General features: G+C 55.0%; 19 protein-coding genes. 8 read left to right on the top strand and 11 right to left on the bottom strand.

Features of this window, described 5'->3' with window-relative positions:
- Nucleotides 1-483: 483 nt before the first annotated feature.
- From M8006_RS11055 to M8006_RS11025, 7 genes are all read right to left on the bottom strand, one after another.
- Nucleotides 484-2,082: an isocitrate lyase gene (locus M8006_RS11055; RefSeq protein ID WP_250082138.1), complete on the bottom strand. Its 1,599-nt coding sequence runs from the start codon at nt 2,080-2,082 to the stop codon at nt 484-486.
- Between the two features lie 289 nt (nt 2,083-2,371).
- Entirely contained in the window at nt 2,372-3,547 is a 1,176-nt protein-coding gene (locus M8006_RS11050) for a cupin domain-containing protein (protein WP_250082135.1), read from the bottom strand.
- A 58-nt stretch (nt 3,548-3,605) separates the two neighbouring features.
- On the bottom strand, nt 3,606-4,991 hold the full coding sequence (gene purB, locus M8006_RS11045) for an adenylosuccinate lyase (RefSeq protein WP_250082133.1): 1,386 nt from the start codon (nt 4,989-4,991) through the stop codon (nt 3,606-3,608).
- An 86-nt stretch (nt 4,992-5,077) separates the two neighbouring features.
- Nucleotides 5,078-5,719 carry a high frequency lysogenization protein HflD gene (hflD, locus tag M8006_RS11040; RefSeq protein WP_250082131.1) on the bottom strand — a complete coding sequence of 214 codons (642 nt, stop codon included), beginning with the start codon at nt 5,717-5,719 and terminating at the stop codon, nt 5,078-5,080.
- Nucleotides 5,716-6,858: a tRNA 2-thiouridine(34) synthase MnmA gene (mnmA, locus tag M8006_RS11035; protein ID WP_347709759.1), complete on the bottom strand. Its 1,143-nt coding sequence runs from the start codon at nt 6,856-6,858 to the stop codon at nt 5,716-5,718. The genes hflD and mnmA overlap by 4 nt, the downstream gene beginning before the upstream one ends.
- 69 nt (nt 6,859-6,927) lie before the next feature.
- The gene (locus M8006_RS11030; protein ID WP_250082126.1) at nt 6,928-7,377 is read right to left on the bottom strand and encodes an NUDIX domain-containing protein; all 450 of its coding nucleotides are present in this window, start codon (nt 7,375-7,377) and stop codon (nt 6,928-6,930) included.
- Nucleotides 7,374-7,991: a pseudouridine synthase gene (locus M8006_RS11025; protein ID WP_250082125.1), complete on the bottom strand. Its 618-nt coding sequence runs from the start codon at nt 7,989-7,991 to the stop codon at nt 7,374-7,376. The genes M8006_RS11030 and M8006_RS11025 overlap by 4 nt, the downstream gene beginning before the upstream one ends.
- Nucleotides 7,992-8,127: 136 nt before the next feature.
- Here M8006_RS11025 and icd point away from each other — a divergent pair, with 136 nt between their 5' ends.
- The 3 genes from icd (at nt 8,128) to clpA (ending at nt 12,342) form a co-directional block, all read left to right on the top strand.
- Entirely contained in the window at nt 8,128-9,384 is a 1,257-nt protein-coding gene (icd, locus tag M8006_RS11020; RefSeq protein ID WP_250082122.1) for an NADP-dependent isocitrate dehydrogenase, read from the top strand.
- A gap of 161 nt (nt 9,385-9,545) precedes the next feature.
- Nucleotides 9,546-9,869, top strand: a complete 324-nt coding sequence (clpS, locus tag M8006_RS11015) for an ATP-dependent Clp protease adapter ClpS (protein ID WP_250082119.1) — start codon at nt 9,546-9,548, stop codon at nt 9,867-9,869.
- 193 nt (nt 9,870-10,062) lie between these two features.
- Nucleotides 10,063-12,342: an ATP-dependent Clp protease ATP-binding subunit ClpA gene (gene clpA / locus M8006_RS11010; RefSeq protein ID WP_250082118.1), complete on the top strand. Its 2,280-nt coding sequence runs from the start codon at nt 10,063-10,065 to the stop codon at nt 12,340-12,342.
- A gap of 161 nt (nt 12,343-12,503) precedes the next feature.
- On the opposite strand, the gene infA is transcribed toward clpA, so the two are convergent.
- The 3 genes from infA to aat all read right to left on the bottom strand — a co-directional run bounded on the left by infA (nt 12,504) and on the right by aat (nt 14,361).
- Entirely contained in the window at nt 12,504-12,722 is a 219-nt protein-coding gene (gene infA / locus M8006_RS11005; RefSeq protein ID WP_026352028.1) for a translation initiation factor IF-1, read from the bottom strand.
- 115 nt (nt 12,723-12,837) lie between these two features.
- Entirely contained in the window at nt 12,838-13,575 is a 738-nt protein-coding gene (locus M8006_RS11000) for an arginyltransferase (protein ID WP_250082115.1), read from the bottom strand.
- Between the two features lie 21 nt (nt 13,576-13,596).
- On the bottom strand, nt 13,597-14,361 hold the full coding sequence (aat, locus tag M8006_RS10995) for a leucyl/phenylalanyl-tRNA--protein transferase (protein WP_250082113.1): 765 nt from the start codon (nt 14,359-14,361) through the stop codon (nt 13,597-13,599).
- 154 nt (nt 14,362-14,515) lie between these two features.
- Here aat and M8006_RS10990 point away from each other — a divergent pair, with 154 nt between their 5' ends.
- Entirely contained in the window at nt 14,516-17,503 is a 2,988-nt protein-coding gene (locus M8006_RS10990; protein WP_250082111.1) for a DNA translocase FtsK, read from the top strand.
- A gap of 156 nt (nt 17,504-17,659) precedes the next feature.
- Nucleotides 17,660-18,340, top strand: coding sequence for an outer membrane lipoprotein periplasmic chaperone LolA (gene lolA / locus M8006_RS10985; protein WP_284047024.1), 681 nt, complete (start codon nt 17,660-17,662; stop codon nt 18,338-18,340).
- A gap of 23 nt (nt 18,341-18,363) precedes the next feature.
- Here the strand turns inward: lolA and M8006_RS10980 are convergent, their stop codons facing one another.
- A complete protein-coding gene (locus M8006_RS10980; RefSeq protein WP_250082110.1) occupies nt 18,364-19,698 on the bottom strand; it encodes a replication-associated recombination protein A in 1,335 nt (444 codons plus the stop codon).
- Between the two features lie 118 nt (nt 19,699-19,816).
- On the opposite strand from M8006_RS10980, the gene M8006_RS10975 reads away from it, so the two are divergent.
- From M8006_RS10975 to trmA, 3 genes are all read left to right on the top strand, one after another.
- Nucleotides 19,817-20,362 (top strand): hemerythrin domain-containing protein, encoded by a 546-nt coding sequence (locus M8006_RS10975; protein ID WP_250082109.1) that lies wholly within the window; start codon nt 19,817-19,819, stop codon nt 20,360-20,362.
- 103 nt (nt 20,363-20,465) lie between these two features.
- Complete coding sequence (murI, locus tag M8006_RS10970; RefSeq protein WP_250082108.1) at nt 20,466-21,287, top strand: glutamate racemase; 822 nt, start codon at nt 20,466-20,468, stop codon at nt 21,285-21,287.
- 63 nt (nt 21,288-21,350) lie between these two features.
- Complete coding sequence (gene trmA / locus M8006_RS10965) at nt 21,351-22,454, top strand: tRNA (uridine(54)-C5)-methyltransferase TrmA (RefSeq protein WP_250082107.1); 1,104 nt, start codon at nt 21,351-21,353, stop codon at nt 22,452-22,454.
- The last annotated feature ends 203 nt before the right edge of the window (nt 22,455-22,657 follow it).

The raw sequence follows: 22,657 nt of genomic DNA, 5'->3' as shown, positions 1-22,657 counted from the left end.
CCAGTCCACCCGCGTCGCTGGTGGTGGCATCGCCGCTTAATTGCACATGAACGGACCCGTTGCAGGACGGCGACCAGGACGTTACGCTTTCACCCATAGTGGATGGCCTCTTGGAATCGTGTTCTTGGCGGAACATATTGATTACCTTAGAGATTACCATCCACTATTTTTGTTTTCAGGCCTGCCTAGTGAATAACCCGGGCTTAAGACTGTTATCAGTGATGTCGCTCGAATGAATAACGGCGGAATGTGCTTATTTTCTGAATTATAGAACAGTGTTCGCAAATAATCATCCTTTATATCATTGAAGGTGATACTTGCTAGCAGCGCCTAACCAAGCGTTTGTGGTATTTAGCCCTTATATCGCAGTTTAGATAAAAAGCGTGTAAAAAATGACGAAACTGCCTTGTGCGCATTAAAAAAAGGGGCTCCGAAGAGCCCCTTTGTACATCATTCGCGCTGGATTAGCGCCCTTGGCACTGATTAACCAAACTGGTTCATGGTGTTTTCTCCACCGCCCGCTTTAAGCGCTGCGTCACCGTGGAAAAACTCTTTGTGGTCATCCCCGATATTGGAGCCGGCCATGTCTTGGTGCCTAACGGTGGCAATACCTTGACGGATTTCCTGACGCTGCACGCCTGCTACGTAAGCCAGCATACCTTCGTCGCCGAAGTAGCCCTTGGCTAAATTGTCGGTGGAGAGTGCCGCTGTGTGATACGTCGGCAGCGTGATCAAGTGGTGGAAGATACCCGCTTCGCGAGCGCCATCGCGCTGGAAGTTACGCGTCCACTCGTCGGCTAGCTTGCCAAGTTCGGTGTCGTCGTACTCGGGAGCCATTAGCTTTTCACGCTCGTAGGCAGAAACGTCTTTGCCTTCTTCTTTCCAGGCGTCGAACACTTGCTGGCGGAAGTTGAGGGTCCAGTTGAACGATGGTGAGTTGTTGTAAACCAGCTTGGCATCCGGGCAAACTTCGCGAATACGGTTGACCATACCGGCAATTTGGCCGACGTGGGGTTTCTCGGTCTCGATCCACAAAAGGTCAGCGCCGTTTTGCAGGCTGGTGATGCAGTCCAGCACGACGCGGTCTTCACCGGTGCCCGGCTTGAACTGGAAGAGGCCGGAAGCCAAGCGCTTGACCTTGACCAGTTTGCCGTCTTGTTTAATGACCACGTCGCCATTATTGATGTCGGAGGCGCTGGCAATCTCGTCGCCATCGAGGTAGCTATTGTACTGATCGCCCAAATCCCCCGGCTCGTTGGTCACGGCGATTTTCTGGGTTAGGCCAGCGCCGAGTGAATCAGTACGGGCCACGATCACGCCATCTTCCACGCCTAACTCAAGGAACGCGTAGCGAACCGCGTTGATCTTGGCAATGAAGTCTTCGTGGGGCACGGTCACTTTGCCGTCCTGGTGGCCACACTGTTTCTCGTCGGAGACTTGGTTCTCCAGCTGGATACAGCAAGCGCCGGCTTCGATGAACTTTTTGGCCAGCAGGTAGGTCGCTTCAGCATTGCCGAAACCGGCGTCGATATCAGCGATGATCGGGACGATATGTGTCTCGTAGTTGTCAATCTTACTGATTAGCTCTTGCTTTTGGGCTTTATCACCGGCTTGCTGCGCGTCGTCCAGCGCACGGAACAGGTGGTTAAGCTCCCACGCGTCGGCTTGCTTTAAGAAGGTGTAAAGCTCTTCGATCAGGTCAGCCACCGAGGTTTTCTCGTGCATGGACTGGTCGGGCAGCGGGCCGAATTCAGAGCGCAGCGCGGCAACCATCCATCCTGACAGGTAGAGGTAGCTGCGTTTAGTGGTGTTAAAATGCTTTTTGATCGAGATCAACTTTTGTTGACCGATAAAGCCGTGCCAGCAACCCAATGACTGAGTGTACTTTGACGTATCGGCATCGTAAGCCGCCATGTCTTCACGCATGATCTTAGCGGTATAACGTGCGATATCCAAGCCCGTGTGAAAGCGGTTCTGGCTACGCATGCGGGCAGCGTATTCCGGCGTGATGTTGTCCCACTTACCGCCTTGTGCTTCACGCAGTTGAGCGAGTGCTTTGATTTCGTCGAGTAGTCCAGTCATGAGCTTTCCCTCAGGGTCTTGATGGTGAATCACAGGTTAGCAATTGTTTATGCTGCACCTGCGAAGTTAACACCAGCATCCTCGATTTCTGCGGCAGTGTCTTTTAATAAAAGGTCTAACGTGCTGGCGCGCATCGAGGTTTACTGGGCAGGCCGGGAGGCGCTGCGATGGATCTACTATCCTTGATTGATTGCAGTGCAGCAATTGCCCCTTGGGGGCATACAACGTTGTAACCCGACTACACCAAGGGGCGTTCATGCGGTGAAACGGTAGTCATATTTCCAGGCAGTTATGCCTCGTCATCCGCTAACTGCCAGTAGAGGCTGCCAGCATTGACCAGTTGAGTGAGCAAATCGTTGGCGTCCGGAAGGCCTAGGACATCGCTATGCAGGGGGCTGGGATCCGATACGCGCTGGGCAAGTGCCTGTGTGCAGGTGTAACCGTCACCGTCGACAAACAGTGTGGTGACGTCATGGTCGGTGCGCCACGCAAAGCGTGACCCTGGGGCGTGGTGCAAAGGGGCTTCTTGTAGCGCGGCAACAAGCTCAGCGTCGGTAAGCGGCGGGTCGTGGGGGATTAATTGATCCACGTATTTGGGTTGGGTCATCACGCGGCCAAACCATTGGCTCATTTGTGCCGGGTCATCCAGCGTATCGAGGATTAGCTTGCGCATGCGCTCAAGGGCCGCATCGTCAATGTTGCTAGCATCCTCGGTCGGCGCCATTCCGGCATCGCTGTATCGGCGCGAGGGCGGTAGCTGCTCGCCGAGGTAGTCGGCGTACGAAGTAACCGCTTCGTCGGCAGAGGGGGCGCGAAAGCCCAACGAAATGGTCATACAATCATCGGATTGACTGACGCCGTGGTGAGCCCAGCCCGGCGGCAAGTAGAGCATATCACCTGCCTCTAACACCCAGTCTGAACCTGGCTCGATCTCAAATTCTTGCAAAATACGCAGGTCAATACCGGGGATGATGGGTGCGTCATCCGGCACTTTATTGCCGAGTTGCCAACGCCGCTGGCCGCTGCCTTGTAGCAAAAAGACATCGTATTGATCGACGTGAGGGCCGACGCTACCGCCCGGTGGCGCGTAGCTGATCATAATGTCGTCAAGGCGCCAGCGGGGCAGAAAGTCAAATGCCTCCATAATAGATGCGACAGACGGCACGTAGTGATCCACCGCTTGCACCAAAAGGCTCCAGTTTTCTTCGGGTAGACGCTCAAACGTGGCGTCATCGAAGGGGCCGTGTGAAACCTGCCATGGGCCATCAGGGCCATTTTCTTCCACCAGTCGCGCTTCGATGCTTTCCTCGCAGGCGAGCCCGGCCAGTTCATCTGGGTCCAGCGGGGTTAAAAAATCCGGGAAAGCACCGCGGATCAGAAGCGGCTTCTTTTGCCAATACTCGGCCATAAATTCGGCCGGGGTTAAATCGCCCAGCAGCGTCAGCGGCGTGTCGCGGTGGCTCATGGCGGTATCCTTTCAGAATAAAAAAGTGGCAGATAAAAAGAGTGGCAAATAAAAAAGCTTACAGCGCGTCAAGCTCAGCGATCAGCGCTTTGGTCTGGGTTTCGGCGTTGCCGATATAGCGCGCGGGGCTAAGCGCTTTTAATTCATGTTTCACATCGTCGGGGAGCACGAGAGTGTCAATAAAGGTAGCAAAACCGACTTGGTCGATGCGCTTACCGCGCGTCAGCTCTTTGAGTTTTTCGTAAGGTTTTTCAATGCCGTACCGGCGCATGACGGTTTGAATCGGCTCGGCGAGGACTTCCCAGCTGTTATCCAAATCGGCCGCCAGGCGCTCAGGGTTGGCTTCAAGCTTGCTAATACCTTTGAGCGAGGCGTGATACGCGATCACCCCGTAGGCGAGGCCAACGCCTAAGTTACGCAGTACCGTGGAGTCGGTGAGATCGCGCTGCCAGCGTGAAATCGGGAGCTTTTGCGCCAAGTGGCCCAACACGGCGTTGGAAAGCCCCAAATTGCCTTCGGAATTCTCGAAGTCGATGGGGTTGACCTTGTGCGGCATGGTGGAAGAGCCAATTTCGCCTTCGACGGTTCTTTGTTTGAAATATCCTAGCGAAATGTAGCCCCAAATGTCGCGGTCAAAGTCGATCAAGATGGTGTTGAAGCGACATACCGCGTCGAAGAGCTCGGCAATGTAGTCGTGCGGCTCGATCTGGGTGGTGTAAGGGTTAAACGTAAGCCCCAGGCCTTCGACAAAGGTTTGCGCATTGGCTTGCCAGTCGATTTCCGGGTAGGTGGTTAAATGCGCATTGTAGTTGCCGACCGCGCCGTTAATTTTACCCAGAATCTCAACGCGTTCGATCTGCTTGAGTTGGCGCTTTAACCGATAGGCGACATTGGCCATCTCTTTGCCCAAGGTGGTGGGACTCGCGGTTTGGCCGTGTGTGCGTGCGAGCATCGGTTGTGCGGCGTGCTCAAAGGCTAAGCGCGCAATGTCATCGGCGACCTGGTGCATGGTGGGCAGCAGCGCCTTCAAGCCGTCGGCCAGCATAACGCCGTAAGATAGATTGTTAATGTCTTCGCTGGTGCAGGCGAAGTGAATGAACTCGGTCACCGCATGCAATTCAAGCTGGTCGGCAATCTTCTCTTTGAGAAAGTACTCCACCGCTTTGACGTCGTGATTGGTGGTGCGCTCGATCTCTTTAATACGCTCGGCGTCTTCCAGCGAGAAATCCCGAATCAAGGCTTGCAAAAAAGCCGTCGCCGCAGCGGAGAGCGGCGGTACTTCGGTGATTTGGGGATGCTCAGCGAGGCGTTCAAGCCAGCGCACTTCGACAACCACACGGGCACGAACCAGGCCGAATTCGCTGAAATGTTCGCGCAGGTTGGCGGCTTTAGCACCGTAGCGGCCATCAACGGGGGAGAGAGCGGTAAGAGCAGAGAGTTGCATGAGCGTGAGGTTCCAGTTCGAAAGCGATAGGTCGTGAAAAATAGGTCGTGAAAAAAGAGGCGTAAATAAACGTCGGTTACGTGGTGTTAGCTTAAATCATCGAGCGCGCGGCGCAGTGCTTTACGCTGAAAAATCAGCTTCCAGCGGCGCCCGCCTTGCTGATGCCACAGCAGCGCAAAGCGGATACCCGCCATAAGGCACGCACGCACGCGCTCTGGCATCATGCGGCTTTGCAGCATGGAAGGGTCGCCCTGCACCACAATGCGGGTTTTAAACGTTGAGATGGACTCTTGGTAGGCTTCCCCTAGGTTTGCGATTACGTTCTCGTGGGTGCTACCAAAGTGCTCGGCTTGGTGCTGCACATGGCTGAGTTTGTCGCCGAGCTGATCCATCATGCTGTCGTTTTTGCGTAGTTGATTCATCAGCAGCAGCAGCGAAAAGCCATAGCGCAGCACCACCGGGTTGGCTTCTTTGCGGCCCACCAGCGCCTCCAGCATATCCAGCCCGCGGCGTAAATTATTAGGGTGGCCCCCGTATATCGCCTCGAAGCTTTCGGGATTAGTGTCCACGGTCGCCTGAATTAACGTATCCCAGGCGCGCTGGTCCACTTGCCCAGTGCGGGCTAGCTCATCCACCAGGCTTGCGGCTTGAAATACGCCAGCCAACGCTAGTGCTTGGCGCGTGGCAGGGTTATCTGGGGCGCGGTGAATCGGTGTTGTTGTCGTCATGCAGCCGCCTCCTGGGCGTTCCAAGTCGTGCGAATCACACCGCCACCAAGGCAGATATCGCCGTCGTAGATGACCAGTGACTGTCCCGGCGTTACCGCGCGCTGCGGTTCATCAAAATGGACGTCGACACTGCCGTCATCGTGGCTGATAAGTGAGCAGGCGCGATCGCTCTGGCGGTAGCGGATTTTCGCGGTAAAGCGACCCTCTCGCGCAGGTGGGTGGCCTGCCACCCATTCCATGGGCTCGGTCGCGAGTGAGTCTGAATAAAGCAGCGGATGATGTTTGCCCTGTACGGCAATTAACACGTTGCGGTCTAAATCTTTAACGGCGACGTACCAGGGCGCTTCCGAGTAGTTGGCCAAACCGCCGATACCTAAGCCCTGGCGCTGGCCCAGCGTGTAATACATTAGCCCCATGTGCTCACCGATCATATCGCCCTCGGGCGTCTCCACCTTGCCCGGCTGAGCGGGAAGGTAGCGCTTGAGAAAGTCACTAAAGCGGCGCTCACCGATAAAACAAATACCGGTGGAGTCCTTTTTCTTCGCGGTAATTAATTGGTGTTGCTCGGCCAGGGCGCGAACGGCGGGCTTTTCCAGCTCGCCCACCGGGAACAGCGTACGTGCTATGGCGGCCTCCGGTACGGCGTGTAGGAAATAGCTCTGGTCTTTGTTGGGGTCAAGCCCTTTGAGCAGTCTAGGGCGCCCATCGCGGATGCCCTGACGAACGTAGTGGCCGGTAGCAATCATCTCGGCGCCAAGCTTTTCCGCGTAGTCGAGAAAGACCTTAAACTTAATTTCACGGTTACACAGAATATCCGGGTTGGGGGTGCGCCCTGCCTTGTACTCAGCCAAAAAGTGCTCGAAGACGTTATCCCAGTACTCGGCCGCAAAGTTGGCTGTATGCAGGGGGATCCCCAGTTTTTTGCATACCACCGCGGCGTCGAGCAAGTCATCTTTGGCCGTGCAGTATTCGCTGCCGTCGTCTTCATCCCAGTTTTTCATAAACAGGCCCTCGACCTCATACCCTTGTTGCTGGAGGAGGAGCGCGGACACAGAAGAGTCGACGCCGCCGGACATGCCGACGATCACTTTGCCTTGGGTGGATGTCATGGGCATCCTCGATTGGAGTGGGCGACAAATGCGCGAATATTATACACGATGCGGCCAATACGCTTCGAGCTTTACCATCCAAGAGCGAAACGATGAGGTTCAAAAACAGGGTGACTCATGAATGACACTAAGCGGATAAACAGCCCCCGCTTGGGCGTCCTCGATACGTGTCAGCACCAAGGGGCTGCGCAGCCGACCTTGGGCGTTTAAGGCGTGAATTTCCGCTTGCGTGAGCCAGTGGGTCGCCGTGATGTCGTCATCTAACCGGGTATCGAGAAAGCATGACGGCTCAGCGATAAAGCCGTGGCTATGAAACGTCAGCCCGCTCGCTGTATGAAAAACATAGAGCCCTAAGTAACCGGTCAGCTGGATGTCCCAAGCGGTTTCTTCTTGAACTTCGCGAGCAATCGCCGCGAGGGGCCCTTCGCCGGGTTCAACGTGCCCAGCTGGCTGGTTGAACACCGTTTCAGAGCCGCCGCGCGCCTCTTCCACCAGTAAATAGCGGTTGTCGCGGCAAATCACGCAGGCAACGGTGGTGTGCAAGCTCATGGTGAAGCGCTCCGATGTTTGTGTCTTGGCTTGGGTTTTGAGTGTGCTGACGTCGGGGGTGTTGGCTTGGGCGCATGGAGCACTTCGCGACGCCACTCACCTGGTGCCAAGCCGTCTAGCCGCCAGGGGCCGATCGCCACACGAATCAAACGCAGGGTCGGGAAACCTACGTGCGCGGTCATGCGTCTTACCTGGCGGTTGCGCCCTTCGGTGATGGTGAGTGAAAGCCAGCTGGTGACCGGGTGGCGCTTAGGATCAATTAACGGTTGGCGCGGGGGCATATGCGGGTCACTTAGCCGCTGCGCTTTTGCTGGCCGTGTTGGGCCATCTTTGAGCGTAACGCCTTGGCGCAGTGCCTGTAGTGAAGTTTCATCGATATTGCCTTCCACCTGGACCCAGTAGGTCTTGGGCTGTTTGTGTTTGGGATGGGCAATGCGATGAATAAGTGCACCGTCGGCGCTCAATAGGAGCAATCCTTCCGAGTCATAGTCTAATCGTCCAGCGGGATAAATCGCTTTAATATCAATGTGGTCGGCTAGTGTGGCGCGCCCCTCGTTATCGCTGAATTGGCTTAATACGCGATAGGGTTTGTGCAGCAGGTAAAGGTGGCTCATAGGAGTGTATCGTATCGGTTGCTAAACAAGGGGATACTCGACTTTAGAACGGTTCGCTGTGGTAAGGCTACTCCGCCGGGTCGGTGGGATGCTACAATCCAAGTTCCACTGAACCGATCAGACAGGGGAGTTCTCTATGGGTTTCCAGAAAATTGTAGTTCCTGAAGGCGGTGAAAAGATTACCGTCAACGCCGACAACACGCTGAACGTGCCGAATGAGCCGGTTATTCCGTTCATCGAAGGTGACGGCATTGGCGCTGACGTGACGCCAGCGATGAAAATTGCCATCGATAGCGCTGTGCAGAAAGCTTACAACGGCGAGCGCAAAATTCACTGGATGGAAGTATTCGCCGGTGAAAAAGCCACGCAGGTTTACGATCCTGACACTTGGCTGCCGGAAGAGACGTTGGAAGCCGTAAAGGATTACGTTGTCTCTATCAAAGGCCCGCTGACCACGCCAGTAGGCGGCGGTATCCGCTCGCTCAACGTAGCGCTGCGTCAGAAACTCGACCTCTACGTTTGTCAGCGTCCGGTGCGTTGGTTTGAAGGCGTGCCAAGCCCGGTGAAAAAGCCGGCCGACGTCGACATGGTGATCTTTCGCGAAAACTCCGAAGACATCTATGCCGGTATCGAGTGGAAGGCGGGTACGCCGGAAGCCGATAAGGTCATCAAGTTCCTGCGCGAAGAGATGGGCGTTCAGAACATCCGCTTCCCGGAGAACTGCGGCATCGGCGTCAAGCCGGTTTCCGTTGAAGGTACCAAGCGTCTGGTCCGCCAAGCGCTGCAGTACACCATCGACAACGACCGTGAGTCGCTGACGCTGGTGCACAAGGGCAATATCATGAAGTTCACCGAAGGTGCCTTTAAAGATTGGGGCTATGAGCTGGCGAAAGAGGAGTTCGGCGCTGAACTGCTCGACGGCGGCCCGTGGATGACCATGAAGAACCCAAAAACGGGCAAAGATATTGTCGTTAAAGACGTGATCGCTGACGCCATGCTGCAGCAGATTCTTCTGCGCCCAGCCGAGTACGACGTGATTGCCACCCTGAACTTGAACGGCGATTACCTCTCTGACGCGCTGGCAGCAGAAGTCGGCGGCATCGGTATCGCACCGGGCGCCAACCTCGCCGATGCTGTGGCCATGTTCGAAGCGACGCACGGCACTGCGCCGAAGTACGCCGGCCAAGACAAAGTTAACCCCGGCTCACTCATTCTCTCTGCTGAGATGATGCTGCGCCACATGGGTTGGGTTGAAGCTGCCGACCTGGTACTTAAGGGCGTAGAAAAAGCCATCTCCAAGGGCGAGGTTACTTATGACTTCCATCGCCTGATGGATGACGCCAAGCTTCTTAAGTGCTCTGAGTTTGGTCAGGCCGTCGCCGATAACATGTAATAGCGTTATTGAGCTTAAAGCCCTCGTCCGCGCTGCGGGCGGGGGTTTTTTATGTGGGGCACTGTGCTAATTTAAGTGCTTTACTGAACCCTTTTACGCCTAACAGTGTCGATAACTACACTATGTTAAAAATGAATCAATTGGACAGGCCACATGCGGGCATGACGCGCCCTACGTCGCCTGACGATGACTCGGATCTAGCGGTTAAAACGGCGGATCCAGAGCTTGCTAAGCCGCCGATGTTTAAAGTCGTTTTGCATAACGACGACTACACGCCGATGGAATTTGTGATTGAAGTGCTGCAGGAATTTTTCCGCATGGAGCACGAAAAAGCCGTACAGATCATGCTGGCGGTTCACACGCAAGGTAAAGCGACGTGCGGAATTTTTACCCGTGACATTGCTGAGACAAAGAGTTATCAAGTCAATGAGTATGCGCGTGAGTGCGAGCATCCGCTCATGTGCGATATCGAAGTGGCGGACTGAAAGCGTTGAACATTTTTGCGCCCGAGGCTTGCAACCACGCGTTTTGTACCCGATGTTAAAAGTGCTGGTCGATTACACCGATCCGACGCAAGTCCTAGGTGGTAATATGCCCTGGGTATTTGTGACATAGCCTGGGAATTTGTTACCTAGCCCGGGTGTTTGTGACCTAGGTAGCAGCGAAAAGGGGACTGCCATGCTGAGCAAAGAACTTGAACTGACCCTGAACACGGCTTTCACCGTGGCGCGCTCAAAGCGTCACGAATTTATGACCGTTGAGCACTTGCTGCTGGCGCTACTCGATAACGCCTCGGCGATGGATGTGCTGAAGGCCTGCGGGGCAAATGTAGACAAGCTGCGGTCCGATCTGCAGGATTTCATTAATTCCACTACGCCGCTGATACCAGAAGGTCAAAGCGAGCGTGAAACGCAGCCGACGTTGGGATTTCAACGCGTGCTGCAACGTGCGGTCTTCCACGTGCAGTCCTCAGGTAAAAATGAAGTGACTGGCGCTAATGTGTTGGTGGCTATTTTTTCCGAACAGGAAAGCCAGGCGGTTTATTTCCTCAAGCAGCAAAGCGTGGCGCGCGTCGATGCGGTGAATTACATCGCCCACGGTATTTCCAAAGTGTCGGGTCATAGCGCTTCCCCATCGCCGTCATCGCCAGAGTCGGAAGAAGCTGAAGAAGGCAGCAGCGAAGGGGCTTCGCACCCGCTGACCGGTTTTGCTACTAATCTTAATGAGCAAGCGCGCCAGGGCAAAATTGACCCGTTAATCGGCCGCGACCACGAGCTAGAGCGCGTGGTGCAAATTCTGGCGCGGCGGCGTAAAAATAATCCGTTGCTGGTCGGAGAAGCGGGTGTAGGCAAAACCGCGATTGCCGCTGGTTTAGCCAAGCGTATCGTAGAAGAAGATGTGCCCGAGGTGATTAACGATGCGGTCGTCTATGAGCTGGATATGGGCGCCTTGCTAGCAGGGACTAAGTACCGTGGGGACTTCGAAAAACGCCTTAAAGCGCTACTTGCCGAGCTAAAAAAACAGCCTCATGCGATTTTGTTTATTGACGAGATTCATACCGTGATCGGTGCTGGCGCGGCATCCGGCGGCGTAATGGATGCCTCCAACTTACTGAAACCGCTGCTCTCTTCGGGCGAGCTGCGCTGTATTGGTTCGACGACGTTCCAAGAGTTCCGTGGGATCTTTGAAAAAGACCGGGCGCTTGCGCGCCGCTTCCAAAAGGTCGATGTCCTTGCTCCTTCTGTGGACGACACCATCAAGATTCTCAAAGGGTTGCGTTCACGCTTTGAAGAGCATCACGACCTCAAATATACCGACAGTGCATTGGAAACCGCTGCACGCTTGGCAGATCGCTACATCAATGACCGCTTCCTGCCGGATAAAGCCATCGATGTGATTGACGAAGCGGGAGCGCATCAGCGCATGCTGCCGCCAGAGGTACGTGTTGACACGATTGACGTGGACCAGGTAGAAGCCGTGGTGGCGTCGATTGCGCGGATTCCGCCGAAGAGCGTGTCTAGCTCGGATCGTAAGCTGCTGGAAAATCTCGATCGCGACCTGAAAATGCTGGTGTTCGGCCAGAACGAAGCGATCGACAGCCTTGCTGCTGCGATCAAGCTTTCCCGTGCTGGCTTGAAGTCACCCGATAAACCCGTGGGAAGCTTCCTATTCGCCGGGCCAACCGGGGTAGGTAAAACTGAAGTGGCTAAGCAGCTGTCGCATATCATGGGTATTGAGCTTGTGCGCTTTGATATGTCGGAGTACATGGAGCGGCACACCGTCTCGCGCTTGATCGGCGCGCCTCCCGGCTACGTTGGTTACGACCAGGGTGGCTTGCTGACCGAAGCGATTACCAAGCAGCCGCACTGTGTACTGCTGTTGGATGAAATCGAGAAGGCACACCCGGAAGTCTTTAACTTGCTATTGCAGGTGATGGACCACGGACGTTTAACCGATAACAACGGCCGCGAAGCGGATTTCCGCCATGTGATCGTGATCATGACGTCCAACGCTGGCGCTGAGCAGGCAGCGCGCCGCTCGATTGGCTTCCAATCGCAAGATCACTCCACCGATGCGATGGAGGTGCTTCGTCGGACGTTCTCGCCAGAGTTCCGCAACCGCCTTGACGGTATTATCCAGTTTAGCTCGTTGCCCACCGAGGTGGTGCGCAACGTGGTGGATAAGTTCCTGATCGAATTGCAGGCGCAGTTGGATGAGAAGCGTGTTCAGCTTGAGGTGGATGATTCAGCACGTGATTGGCTGGCTGAGCAGGGTTACGACCCTGATATGGGCGCGCGGCCAATGGCGCGTTTGATTCAAGAAAAGTTGAAAAAACCACTTGCCGAGATGATTCTGTTTGGCGAGCTTGCCGAACACGGTGGCATTGTCCACGTAAGCTTGGAGGAGGGCGAGCTGAGCCTGTCGACGGAGTCAGAAATGGCGGGCGCACCAGAGTAAGCAGGAAAATAGCGGCCGGAGCCGAGACATTCCGGCCGAATAGCCATACGAAAGCGCCCTGTCATAGACAGGGCGTTATCGTGTATAGCGCTGCGGTTAGGTGGTAGAACACTGACTTGGGTCTGGCACTTTATGCGAGCGGCGAAAGCCCGAGATTTAACTTAGCGCGAGCGGTAAACAATGCGGCCTTTGGACAGGTCGTAAGGTGTTAGCTCAACTTTAACTTTATCGCCGGTCAAAATACGGATGTAGTTTTTACGCATTTTTCCCGAGATGTGGGCAGTAACCACGTGGCCATTTTCCAGTTCAACCCGGAACATGGTGTTGGGAAGGGTGTCGATGATGACGCCTTCCATTTCAATATGATCTTCGCGTGCCATATAGGCAAATCCTCACTTGATGAACGTTATGGGTGTCATATCGGTTTGCCCCTAAGGGCGAATGAACAGCGCTGTATTGTGCCGTAAGGCTGGCGTCAAGGCAAAAAAGCCGTGCTTAAAAAGCAATAAGCGGTCGCCAATGGCGCCCATCGAGGATTTCTAACGGCGAAAATGCCTGTTTGTAGCGCATTTTGCGGCACTCTTCGATCCAGTAACCTAAATAAAGATGGGGTAACCCTTTAGCGCGCGCCAGTTCTATCAGCGAGAGTACGGCAAATGTGCCTAAGGAGCGTTTGTCGAGGGCGTCATCAACGGCAAAGAACGTATAAATGGCCGATATCCCGTGTTCTAAATGATCAAACGCCGCGACGCCGATAAGCTTTCCGTCTAATGTCATCTCTAAAAGCTGAGCGTAAGGCTCATCGAGCGTCAAAAAAGTGCGATACTGATCGCGGCTTGGCGGGTACATATCGCCATCGGCGTGGCGCTTTTCAATATAGTCGGCATACAGGGCGTAATGCTGCGGGTTGAAGTGAGCGCTTACCGTGCGAATTTTAATATCGGCGTTACGCCGGTAAATCTTACGTTGGGTGCGGTTAGGGGTAAACGCCTCAACAGGAATACGCACTGAGCGGCAGGCGTTACAGCCTTCGCAGTGAGGGCGGTATAAGTGACGTCCGCTTCGGCGAAAACCCAAAAGCGCAAGTGAATCGTAAACGCCGGATACCGGAGATTCTTGCGGGTCTAAAAAAAGCGTTGTAGCTTCGCGCTCTGGCAGGTAGCTGCAGTCATGCGGTACCGTTAAAAAAAAGCGCAAATCCCTGACGGGTCGGCGTGGCGCGTTGCTACTCACGGTTCGCCTCCTTGGGTGGCGTTAGCGTCGGTCTATTAAGTCGGCGTTATTAGGCTCGGCCAGCGCATTAAGCCAGGGAGACGGGGGCACCCTGGGTGCCGCGCTGGAAGATGCGGGCCATGTGAACGCTTGGCTAGGCAACATGACTTTAAGATAGTTGATGAACGCTTCTCGGGCGACTGTTGCCGCGCCCAAGCTTGCCAAATGGGGCGTATACATTTGGCAATCGATCATTTTGCCACCGTGCTGGTGCATCGCCGCGCTGAGGTACGCCAGCGCCACTTTTGACGCATCAGGTTGATGCGAAAACATCGATTCGCCGAAAAATACCGGGCCCATCGCCAAGCCGTATAAACCGCCAACCAATTTATCTTGATGGGTCACCTCTATGCTGTGGGCGATACCACGCTCATTCAGTTGGCAGTAAGCATTTTGCATCTCTGAGGTAATCCACGTACCGCTTTCATGGCGTCGGGGGGCGGCGCATGCGTTAATCACCGCGTTAAATTGTTGATCAAGCGTGACGCGAAAGCCTCCGTGGCGCAGGCGCTTAGTTAAACTACGGCGTTGCTTGAACGCTTCAGGAAAAAGCACCATGCGCGGGTTGGGGCTCCACCATAAAATAGGGTCGCCATCGCTGTACCAGGGAAAAATTCCTTGGCGGTAAGCGCTTACCAACCAAGTAGGTGAAAGCTCACCCCCTGCCGCTAGTAAGCCATCGGGCTCATCAAGGGCCATGACGGTGTCAGGAAAGTGAGGGAATGAAGCAGAAAGCCAAGGTAGCATGCGATGTTCCCATTGCAAGACGATTCGAGAGAAGCCTGTGACGGCAGAAGGATGCTCGGTATGATGCAATCTCGCAAGTCAGGTACGTCGTGGTGTTTACATACTGTTTTTGAAAATTATATTGATGGCGAGTCGGTGCGAAAGGGAGAAACGCTTGAAAGTAAATAAAGCGGCCAGCAAGCGAGAAACGCAGCAAACACGCAAAACGGCCTCAGGCCGTGCTAGACAAGCAAAAGATAAAGCGCGTCGCGTTGGCCTGCGTTTGCAAGGGGCAGTGCGCGAAGGGGTTGTTATCATCCTGCTTACACTTTGTGTGTTTTTGCTTTTGGCACTGTTAAGTTACCACCCAGGTGATCCAGGGTGGTCATATCGCGGCCCAGAAACTGCGATCGCTAACTGGATGGGCCCCGTGGGTGCATGGCTTGCGGATGTGCTTTATTCGTTGCTGGGTGCCAGTGCGCTGTGGTGGCCGGGTATGCTGGGGTTTGCCGCGTGGTGGTTAATACGTTCGCGCCAGGTACGTTTTGAGCTTGATGCGATAGCGATTGCCGTGCGTGCTGGCGGTCTGCTGTTACTAATGTTTGGCACGACTATGCTGGGGGCGCTGCATTTTTATCACCCAGACAGCATCTTGCCGTATGCCTCTGGTGGTATTTTAGGTGAAGGGCTGGTCGGCGCGCTTCGGCCTCTGGTCAGTAGCCAAGGCGTCGGGCTTGTCGCCGCGGCCCTTATTTTAAGCGGTTTTCCGCTCTTTAGTGGTATGTCGTGGCTACAGGTAGCTGACGAAGTAGGGCGCGGGGCGCGAAAGGTTGGGCGCTGGGGGAAGGCTGGGCTTGCACGACTGCGCACCAGTTTTCAGCGTGCGCCGCGTAAAAAAGCCCAGGAGCAGAAACCGCAGGAGAACGACGCAACGAGCACAAAGCCAACGCCCAAATCCTCACCCACACCGGCTTCAGCACCAAAGCGCCAGGAGCCGGGTCTTTCTTTAAACGATGTGCAGAACCCCAGCTCTCCAACAGCAGACAATCAAGAAGCTAACGCCACGCCAGCGGCTGATGAGACGCAAATTCCCTGGGACGCAGCCACGTATTTCACCCGTCAGTCGAAAACCGCCACAGCGGCTGACGAAGGCGATAACGTTTCAGCAGCGCCGGAAGTAGCGCTTGATAGCGTGTGTAAAGAGCCAACGCTGTCGTCGGAAAAGGAAAAGGAAAAGGAAAAGGAAAAGGAACCGGAACCGGAACCGGAACCGGAACCGGAACCGGAACCGGAACCGGAACCGGAACCGGAACCGGAACCGGAACCGGAACCGGAACCGGTTAGGCTTGAAGAGCCAGAGCCAGAGCCAGAGCCAGAGCCAGAGCCCGCTACGCACACGCCGCCACGCTCAGAGCCGCGCGTGCCCGAAGTGGTGCCCGAGCCCTTGTTGGAAGAAGATGAGTGGGAAGACGACGATGAACCCGAGTCGCTGCCACCTCGCTTTGCGACACCTGAGCCAACGCCTGAACCAAGGCCCGAACCCGCTACCGAGCGTGAACCAACGCCTGCACCAGAGAACAGCAATGAAACACCTGCCCTCTGGACCGTAGAGCATCTGCAAAGCCAGCGCCCAGTGCTTGAAAATATGCCCGAGCCAGAAGGCGAACTGCCCAGCTTGAGGCTATTGACGTTGCCCGAGCCGCATCAGCCTAACTATAGCGATCAGCAGTTGGCGGACATGGCGGAACTGCTGGAAGTTCGGCTGCGCGAGTATGGCGTGAAAGCGGAAGTGGTCGACACATGGCCAGGACCGGTGATTACACGTTTTGAAATAAAGCCTGCTGCTGGGGTTAAAGTGTCCAAAATCAGCAACCTGGCGAAGGATTTAGCGCGTTCGTTGATGGTGAAAAGCGTGCGCGTGGTAGAGGTGATTCCCGGTCGGCCTACCGTCGGGATCGAAATTCCCAATCCGCACCGGGCGATGATTCGCCTGCGCGAAGTGATCGATTCAGAGCGCTACCAGCAGGAAACCTCACCGCTAACGATGGCACTTGGCCAAGACATTGGCGGTGGTCCGGTGGTGGCGAACCTTGGCAAGATGCCGCACCTTCTGGTGGCCGGTACCACCGGGTCGGGTAAGTCGGTGGGCGTTAACGCGATGCTGATTTCCATGTTGCTTAAGGCCACGCCCGATAAACTCAGGCTGATTATGGTCGACCCCAAAATGCTGGAACTGTCGGTTTACGATGGGATTCCGCACCTGCTTGCGCCCGTGGTCACCGACATGAAAGAGGCCGCCAATAGCCTACGCTGGTGCGTGGCTGAGATGGAGCGTCGCTATAAGCTGATGGCGGCGATGGGGGTACGTAATATTGCGGGCTTTAACGCCCGCCTGGATGAAGCCGAGCGCGCGGGTGCTCAAGTGGCGGATCCACTTTGGGAGCCGCAGCCTTGGGAGATGCACCAAACACCCCCGGTGCTGGAAAAGCTTCCCTACATCGTGGTGGTGATCGACGAATTTGCCGACATGTTTATGATCGTGGGTAAAAAGGTCGAAGAGTTGATTGCACGCTTGGCGCAAAAAGCGCGGGCGGCCGGTATCCACTTAATACTCGCCACTCAGCGCCCGTCGGTGGATGTGGTTACCGGCCTGATCAAGGCCAACATCCCCTCACGAATGGCGTTTCAAGTGTCGTCACGTATCGACTCGCGCACGATTCTGGATCAAGGCGGCGCAGAAAGCCTGCTCGGCCACGGCGATATGCTCTATCTACCCGCAGGGTCTGGCCCACCTAACCGTATTCACGGCGCTTTTGTCGACGACGACGAAGTACATCGCGTGGTTGAGGACTGGAAACACCGTGGTGAGCCGGAATATATCGAAGAGATTTTAACCGGCGGCGTCTCGGCGGACGCACTGGCTGGCCTTGAAGCGGAAGGGGCGGATGGCGACGATGCTGAACAAGACGCGCTCTATGACGAGGCCGTGCAGTTTGTGACGCAAACGCGGAAAGCCTCGATATCCGCCGTACAGCGGCGCTTTAAAATTGGCTACAACCGTGCGGCAAGGCTTGTCGACGCGATGGAAAGTGCGGGGGTCGTGTCTTCCATGGGAACCAACGGGGCCCGTGAAGTGTTAGCGCCACCGCCGGTGGGGCATTAATCGTATTGATCGCTGGCAAACGTGCAAACACCAAGGAAGCACCGTTTAAGAGGAAACCTACTGACGAATTACGCGTCTGATAGCACAACATGTATTGAGCCCGACAAGCATTTGCTAGACGGGCGGCTAAGGGAGAACACCATGTTTCACAATGGCATGTGCGACAATGACGTTTATTCAGACCAGGCGACGGCTTCAAAGCCGACCAACCCTTTCTCCCTGGCGCTGGCCGCCAGTGCATTAGGCTTGGTGATGACGCCAACGGTTTGGGCCGATGCAGCAACCGAGCGCTTAACCGAGCGTCTCAGCCCTTTGGAAAGCTATCACGCCACTTTCGAGCAGCGCATTTTGGACGGTAGCGGAGAGCGGCTGCAAGAAGCCCATGGTGAAATGTGGCTCTCTCGCCCCGGTCTTTTACGTTGGGAAGTGGAAGCCCCTTACGCGCAGACGGTGGTTTCTGACGGGGAAGAGGTTTACCTGTACGACCCGGATCTTGAGCAAGTGACCGTGCAAGGGGTTGATGACCGCGTTACCCACACCCCCGCGATGTTGCTGTCAGGCAACGTCAAGGATTTGGCCGAGAGCTATGACGTCTTCTATGAAGAAGAGAGTGACGAAGAAGTGTTTACCCTGATTCCGCTCTCGGCTGAGACTCTATTTGAGGAGTTAAGCTTGACCTTTAACGGCGAAACGCTCACAGAGCTTTGGATGACCGACAGTACCGGCCAGCGTACCGCGATTGCATTTAGTGACATTCGCCAAAACGGTGCCATTGATGAACAACGCTTTATCTTTGATATCCCGGATAACGTCGATGTGATTCGCGAAGGACGTTAACGGCGCTGGTGTGCGCATCACTATTACTTATTGCCTTGATCGGTTTCATGGTCGCGGTGTTCGCGCCAGGCCATGATGTCAGCAAAACGCTTTTCCTGGCCGAATTGGCTGGGCTGATAAAATCTCTCGTGTACAAGACCTTCCGGCCAGCAATTGTGTGCGCTACCGGCGGGGTAGCCATCGTCTTCATTATGCGCGTAACGATAGCCACTGCCGTGGCCGAGGCTCTCCATTAGCTTGGTAGGGGCGTTGCGCAGGTAGGTGGGCACCTCAATCTGCGGTTGTTGGCGGACGAAACGCTGCGCTGCATTCCATGCCTGGTCAATGCGGTTGCTTTTGGGCGCAACGGCCAAGTGAATGATTGCATGGGCCAGCGCCCGTTGGCCTTCATAGTCGCCTAAGCGTAAATAAGCGTCCCAGGCGGCAATCACCAGCGGCAGCGCGCGAGGGTCGGCGTTACCCACATCTTCTGACGCGATAGCCGTCAGCCGGCGCACCACGTCTAACGGATCGCCGCCGCCTTGAATAAATCGGGCCATATATAAAAGCGCGGCATCCGGGCGCGAAGAGCGCACCGATTTGTGAATCGCCGAGAGTAGGTCGTAATACGCATCCCCTTGTTTATCAAACGCGCTGGCCTGATGCCCAATGACGTCATCGAGCGCGTTTCGATAGAGCACTTCATGGCCGTTTTCCAGTTGGGTAAAGTCGCACGCCGTTTCTAATAAGCCTAACGCTCGGCGTGCATCACCAGCGCTTGTGTGGGCAAGCACCGCGAGCACTTCCTCATCGACCTTGATCTCGCGCTGGCCCAATCCGCGCTCGCGATCTTTAAGTGCTTGGTGCAATACCGCGATCAGTTCGTCTTTGCTAAGTGGCTTCAAGACGTAAACCCGCGCGCGGGAGAGCAGTGCGGAGTTAACTTCAAACGAAGGATTTTCGGTCGTTGCGCCAATCAGGGTTAAAAGCCCAGATTCGACGTGGGGCAAGAGCGCATCCTGCTGACTTTTGTTGAGTCGGTGAATCTCATCCAAAAAGAGAATCACGGCGGTAGGGGCCAGTTGGTGAGCGCGTTCAACCACCGCGCGAATCTCTTTTACCCCGGCCATCACGGCACTGAGCGTTTCTAAGTGAGCATTTGAAGCGTTTGCCAGAATTTCAGCCAGCGTTGTTTTGCCGACGCCGGGCGGGCCCCAGAGCATCATTGAGCGAACCACGCCAGACTCCGCCATGCGGCGTAAAGGTTTGCCAGGACCCACAAGCGCTTGTTGCCCAATATAACCGTCAAGGGACGTGGGGCGCATGCGAAACGCCAGCGGTGCGTCGTCGGCGGGGGTAGAAGATGAAAACAGATCCATGCAGACTCCGTTGAACGATACAGCGTGAGTGGCTGTCGGTGGTAAAGAGCGGCGCGTCAAGCTACTGTTAAGCGGATGCGAATACTTGGGCGTATGCAATAACAAAGGAGAAGGCACAATGTTACATCAACTGCGTCTGGATCATGCCAATATGGCGCGAATGCTGCACGTCTTGCAGCTTAAGCATAAAACCTTAGCCAAGAGTGAGCGGCCCAATTTCCAGTTGATGCGCGAGGTAGTGGATCACATCCTGGCTTATATGGAAAAATTTGCTGCACCGCTTGAACGCGAGTTCGTTGAATGCTTGGAGGAACGGGCGCCAGAGCATGTGGGGGTGGTCAAAGACATGCTCAATGAATATCGTGATTTAAAGCCGCGGCTGGCGCAGCTCTCTACGGATATCGATATGGTTTTAATGGACAGTGTCGTTCCAATGGATCGCTTTGCCGACGATTTGAAGCACTATCTGGAAGCGCACCGTGCCTACTTACGCAGAGAGCGTGAGGTGTTATTTCCGCTGGTAGAAAAGCACTTTAGTGAAGAAGATCTAGCGTTGTTACGTCAAGCATTACCCGTTGGTGCTGAGCAGGAACTTGAGCGTCTTCAGCAGGCTTACCCAGAGCTTTACGCGGAGTTGCGAGGTGCTCAAATCCCGCCGCTCTAGCGCTTATTACCCCGCACCTAACATCAGAACCTATAAACAGCACTGTCTCGGGGCATGATACAATCTTAGCCCCGTTTTTGGTTTTTAAGGGCAACCGCATAACATGGCTGGCCCCATATTAATTTTTGACTCTGGCATAGGCGGGCTTTCTGTGGCGCGCGCACTGCGCGAGCATTACCCCCATGCCGCTTTTTGTTATGCCTGCGATAATGCGTGGCTACCCTATGGTGTGCGTGAAGACCGCACGCTAACAGCACGTATTGTGCGTGTTTGTCGGGCTGCCGTCAGTGCTTGCCAGCCAAGCGTGCTGGTGGTCGCGTGCAATACGGCAAGCACGTTAGCGCTTGAACAACTACGCGCTGAGTTGACCATTCCTGTCGTGGGTACCGTGCCGGCGATCAAACCGGCGGCAGCCGCGAGCCAATCGCGCCATATTGGCCTTTTGGCCACGACGGCAACGGTTCGGCGCCCTTATACCCAGCAGCTGATTGATAACTTTGCCCGAGATTGCCGTATTACTCGCGTGGCAGCGGATGCGTTAGTGATCGAAGCGGAAGCGTTGATTAGCGGCGCTAAACCTAACGCTAAACGCCTATCAACAGCGCTGGCACCACTATGGCAAGCAGCACATGCCAATGTGGCGCTGGATACGGTAGTGCTTGGCTGCACACACTTTCCGCTGCTTAAACCCTGGCTAGAAGCCGACGCGCCGGTACCGCTCACCTGGGTGGATTCAGGGGATGCGATCGCCCGCCGCGTGGGACAGGTGACCGATACGCTCGTATCGAACCGCCACGATGGTCGCTGTTTTACCACTGCACCCGCCGCCTTACTACAGACAGGGCTCGCGGCGTACGGTTTTTTTGCCCCACGCTGTCTGTCCCTTGATGATGTGTTCCCCGATAATTTGCCCCTTGAGAACTAACGCTGTATCGCGTTAACGACTGTAACGATTTCTTAAACCTAGACGCTATAACAGGAGCCTCCTTTGGCGATTCCCGTGGTTGACCCCCAACGCTACAACGAGCAGCTTGCCGATAAACGTGACGAATTGGAGTGTCTCTTTTCTGCGTTTTCTCCCCCACCGTTGGAGGTTTTTACCTCACCGCCTAGTCACTATCGCCAGCGTTGCGAATTTCGTATTTGGCATGAGGGAGACGATCTTTTCTATGCCATGTTTGAAGTGGACCCTGAAAACCCCAAGAACAAGCAGGTGGTGCGCTTAGATCAGTATCTGGTGGCTGGCGAGGCAATCAATGCCTTAATGCCCAAGCTGAGAGCCGCCTTTCTGGCAAGCCATGCGTTACGTCATCGGTTGTTTCAGGTTGAATTCTTGACCACGCTTGCAGGCGAAGCGCTGGTGACGTTGATTTACCATCGCCCGTTGAACGACGCTTGGGAAAGCGAGGCGCGAGTATTGGAGCGCGAACTTGGTATTATGATTATCGGCCGCTCACGCAAAGAGCGCCGGGTGCTGATGCGTGATTACGTGTGGGAGCAGCTGCGCGTGGATGGCCATACTTTTCATTACCAGCAGGTCGAAAACAGCTTTACCCAACCCAACGCCGTGGTATGCCAAAAGATGCTGGGCTGGGCGCGTGATGTCACTACTGGGAGCCAAGCCCGCGATTTGGTAGAGCTTTACTGTGGCAATGGTAACTTTACGGTGGCGCTTGCAGCGAATTTTCGCCGTGTGCTGGCCACCGAAATTTCACGCACCTCAGTAGCGAGCGCCAAGGTTAATTTTGAAGTAAATGATGTAGGCAATGCTCAGGTCGCGCGAATGTCCGCCGAGGAGTTCTCGCAAGCGTTAAATGGCGAGAAGGGCGGTCGGCGCGTGGCCGAGATGGCTCTCGAAACGTTTGATTTCTCCACGGTGTTGGTAGACCCGCCGCGTGCTGGCTTGGATGAGGCGAGTTGCCACCAGATGAGCGGCTATGAGCAGATCGTCTATATTTCCTGTAATCCCAAGACGCTAGCCGAAAACTTGACCATACTGAATCAAACACACCGCATTGAGCGTTTCGCGCTGTTTGATCAGTTCCCGTTTACCGATCATTGTGAATGTGGGGTGATGTTGCAACGTCGATAGTGACTATATCAGCACTGCATAATATAAGTACTACATAATATCAGTGCTACATGATATCAGCACCACGTGATGCATAAGCGGCATGAGCCATGAGCAAGACGTCAAATGACTGGGGTCATAGGCATCGCTAGCGTAAGCTGGTGTGAAAGTCAGTGCTACGATAGCCTAATAGCCTATTGTTCTTCGTTTTTTTTTGGCCGATG

It is taken from the genome of Halomonas llamarensis, from assembly GCF_023555005.1.
Lineage (GTDB): Bacteria > Pseudomonadota > Gammaproteobacteria > Pseudomonadales > Halomonadaceae > Vreelandella > Vreelandella llamarensis.
Note: the sequence above shows the minus strand (reverse complement) of the source record. Positions and strands in the feature narration are given on the sequence as shown.

Bases quoted from the DNA above. Each gene is read 5' to 3' on its own strand.
- M8006_RS11055 (WP_250082138.1), bottom strand. From the start codon at position 2,082: ATGACTGGACTACTCGACGAAATCAAAGCACTCGCTCAACTGCGTGAA.
- M8006_RS11050 (WP_250082135.1), bottom strand. From the start codon at position 3,547: ATGAGCCACCGCGACACGCCGCTGACGCTGCTGGGCGATTTAACCCCG.
- purB (WP_250082133.1), bottom strand. From the start codon at position 4,991: ATGCAACTCTCTGCTCTTACCGCTCTCTCCCCCGTTGATGGCCGCTAC.
- hflD (WP_250082131.1), bottom strand. From the start codon at position 5,719: ATGACGACAACAACACCGATTCACCGCGCCCCAGATAACCCTGCCACG.
- M8006_RS11030 (WP_250082126.1), bottom strand. From the start codon at position 7,377: ATGAGCTTGCACACCACCGTTGCCTGCGTGATTTGCCGCGACAACCGC.
- M8006_RS11025 (WP_250082125.1), bottom strand. From the start codon at position 7,991: ATGAGCCACCTTTACCTGCTGCACAAACCCTATCGCGTATTAAGCCAA.
- icd (WP_250082122.1), top strand. From the start codon at position 8,128: ATGGGTTTCCAGAAAATTGTAGTTCCTGAAGGCGGTGAAAAGATTACC.
- clpS (WP_250082119.1), top strand. From the start codon at position 9,546: ATGACGCGCCCTACGTCGCCTGACGATGACTCGGATCTAGCGGTTAAA.
- clpA (WP_250082118.1), top strand. From the start codon at position 10,063: ATGCTGAGCAAAGAACTTGAACTGACCCTGAACACGGCTTTCACCGTG.
- infA (WP_026352028.1), bottom strand. From the start codon at position 12,722: ATGGCACGCGAAGATCATATTGAAATGGAAGGCGTCATCATCGACACC.
- aat (WP_250082113.1), bottom strand. From the start codon at position 14,361: ATGCTACCTTGGCTTTCTGCTTCATTCCCTCACTTTCCTGACACCGTC.
- lolA (WP_284047024.1), top strand. From the start codon at position 17,660: ATGTGCGACAATGACGTTTATTCAGACCAGGCGACGGCTTCAAAGCCG.
- M8006_RS10980 (WP_250082110.1), bottom strand. From the start codon at position 19,698: ATGGATCTGTTTTCATCTTCTACCCCCGCCGACGACGCACCGCTGGCG.
- M8006_RS10975 (WP_250082109.1), top strand. From the start codon at position 19,817: ATGTTACATCAACTGCGTCTGGATCATGCCAATATGGCGCGAATGCTG.
- murI (WP_250082108.1), top strand. From the start codon at position 20,466: ATGGCTGGCCCCATATTAATTTTTGACTCTGGCATAGGCGGGCTTTCT.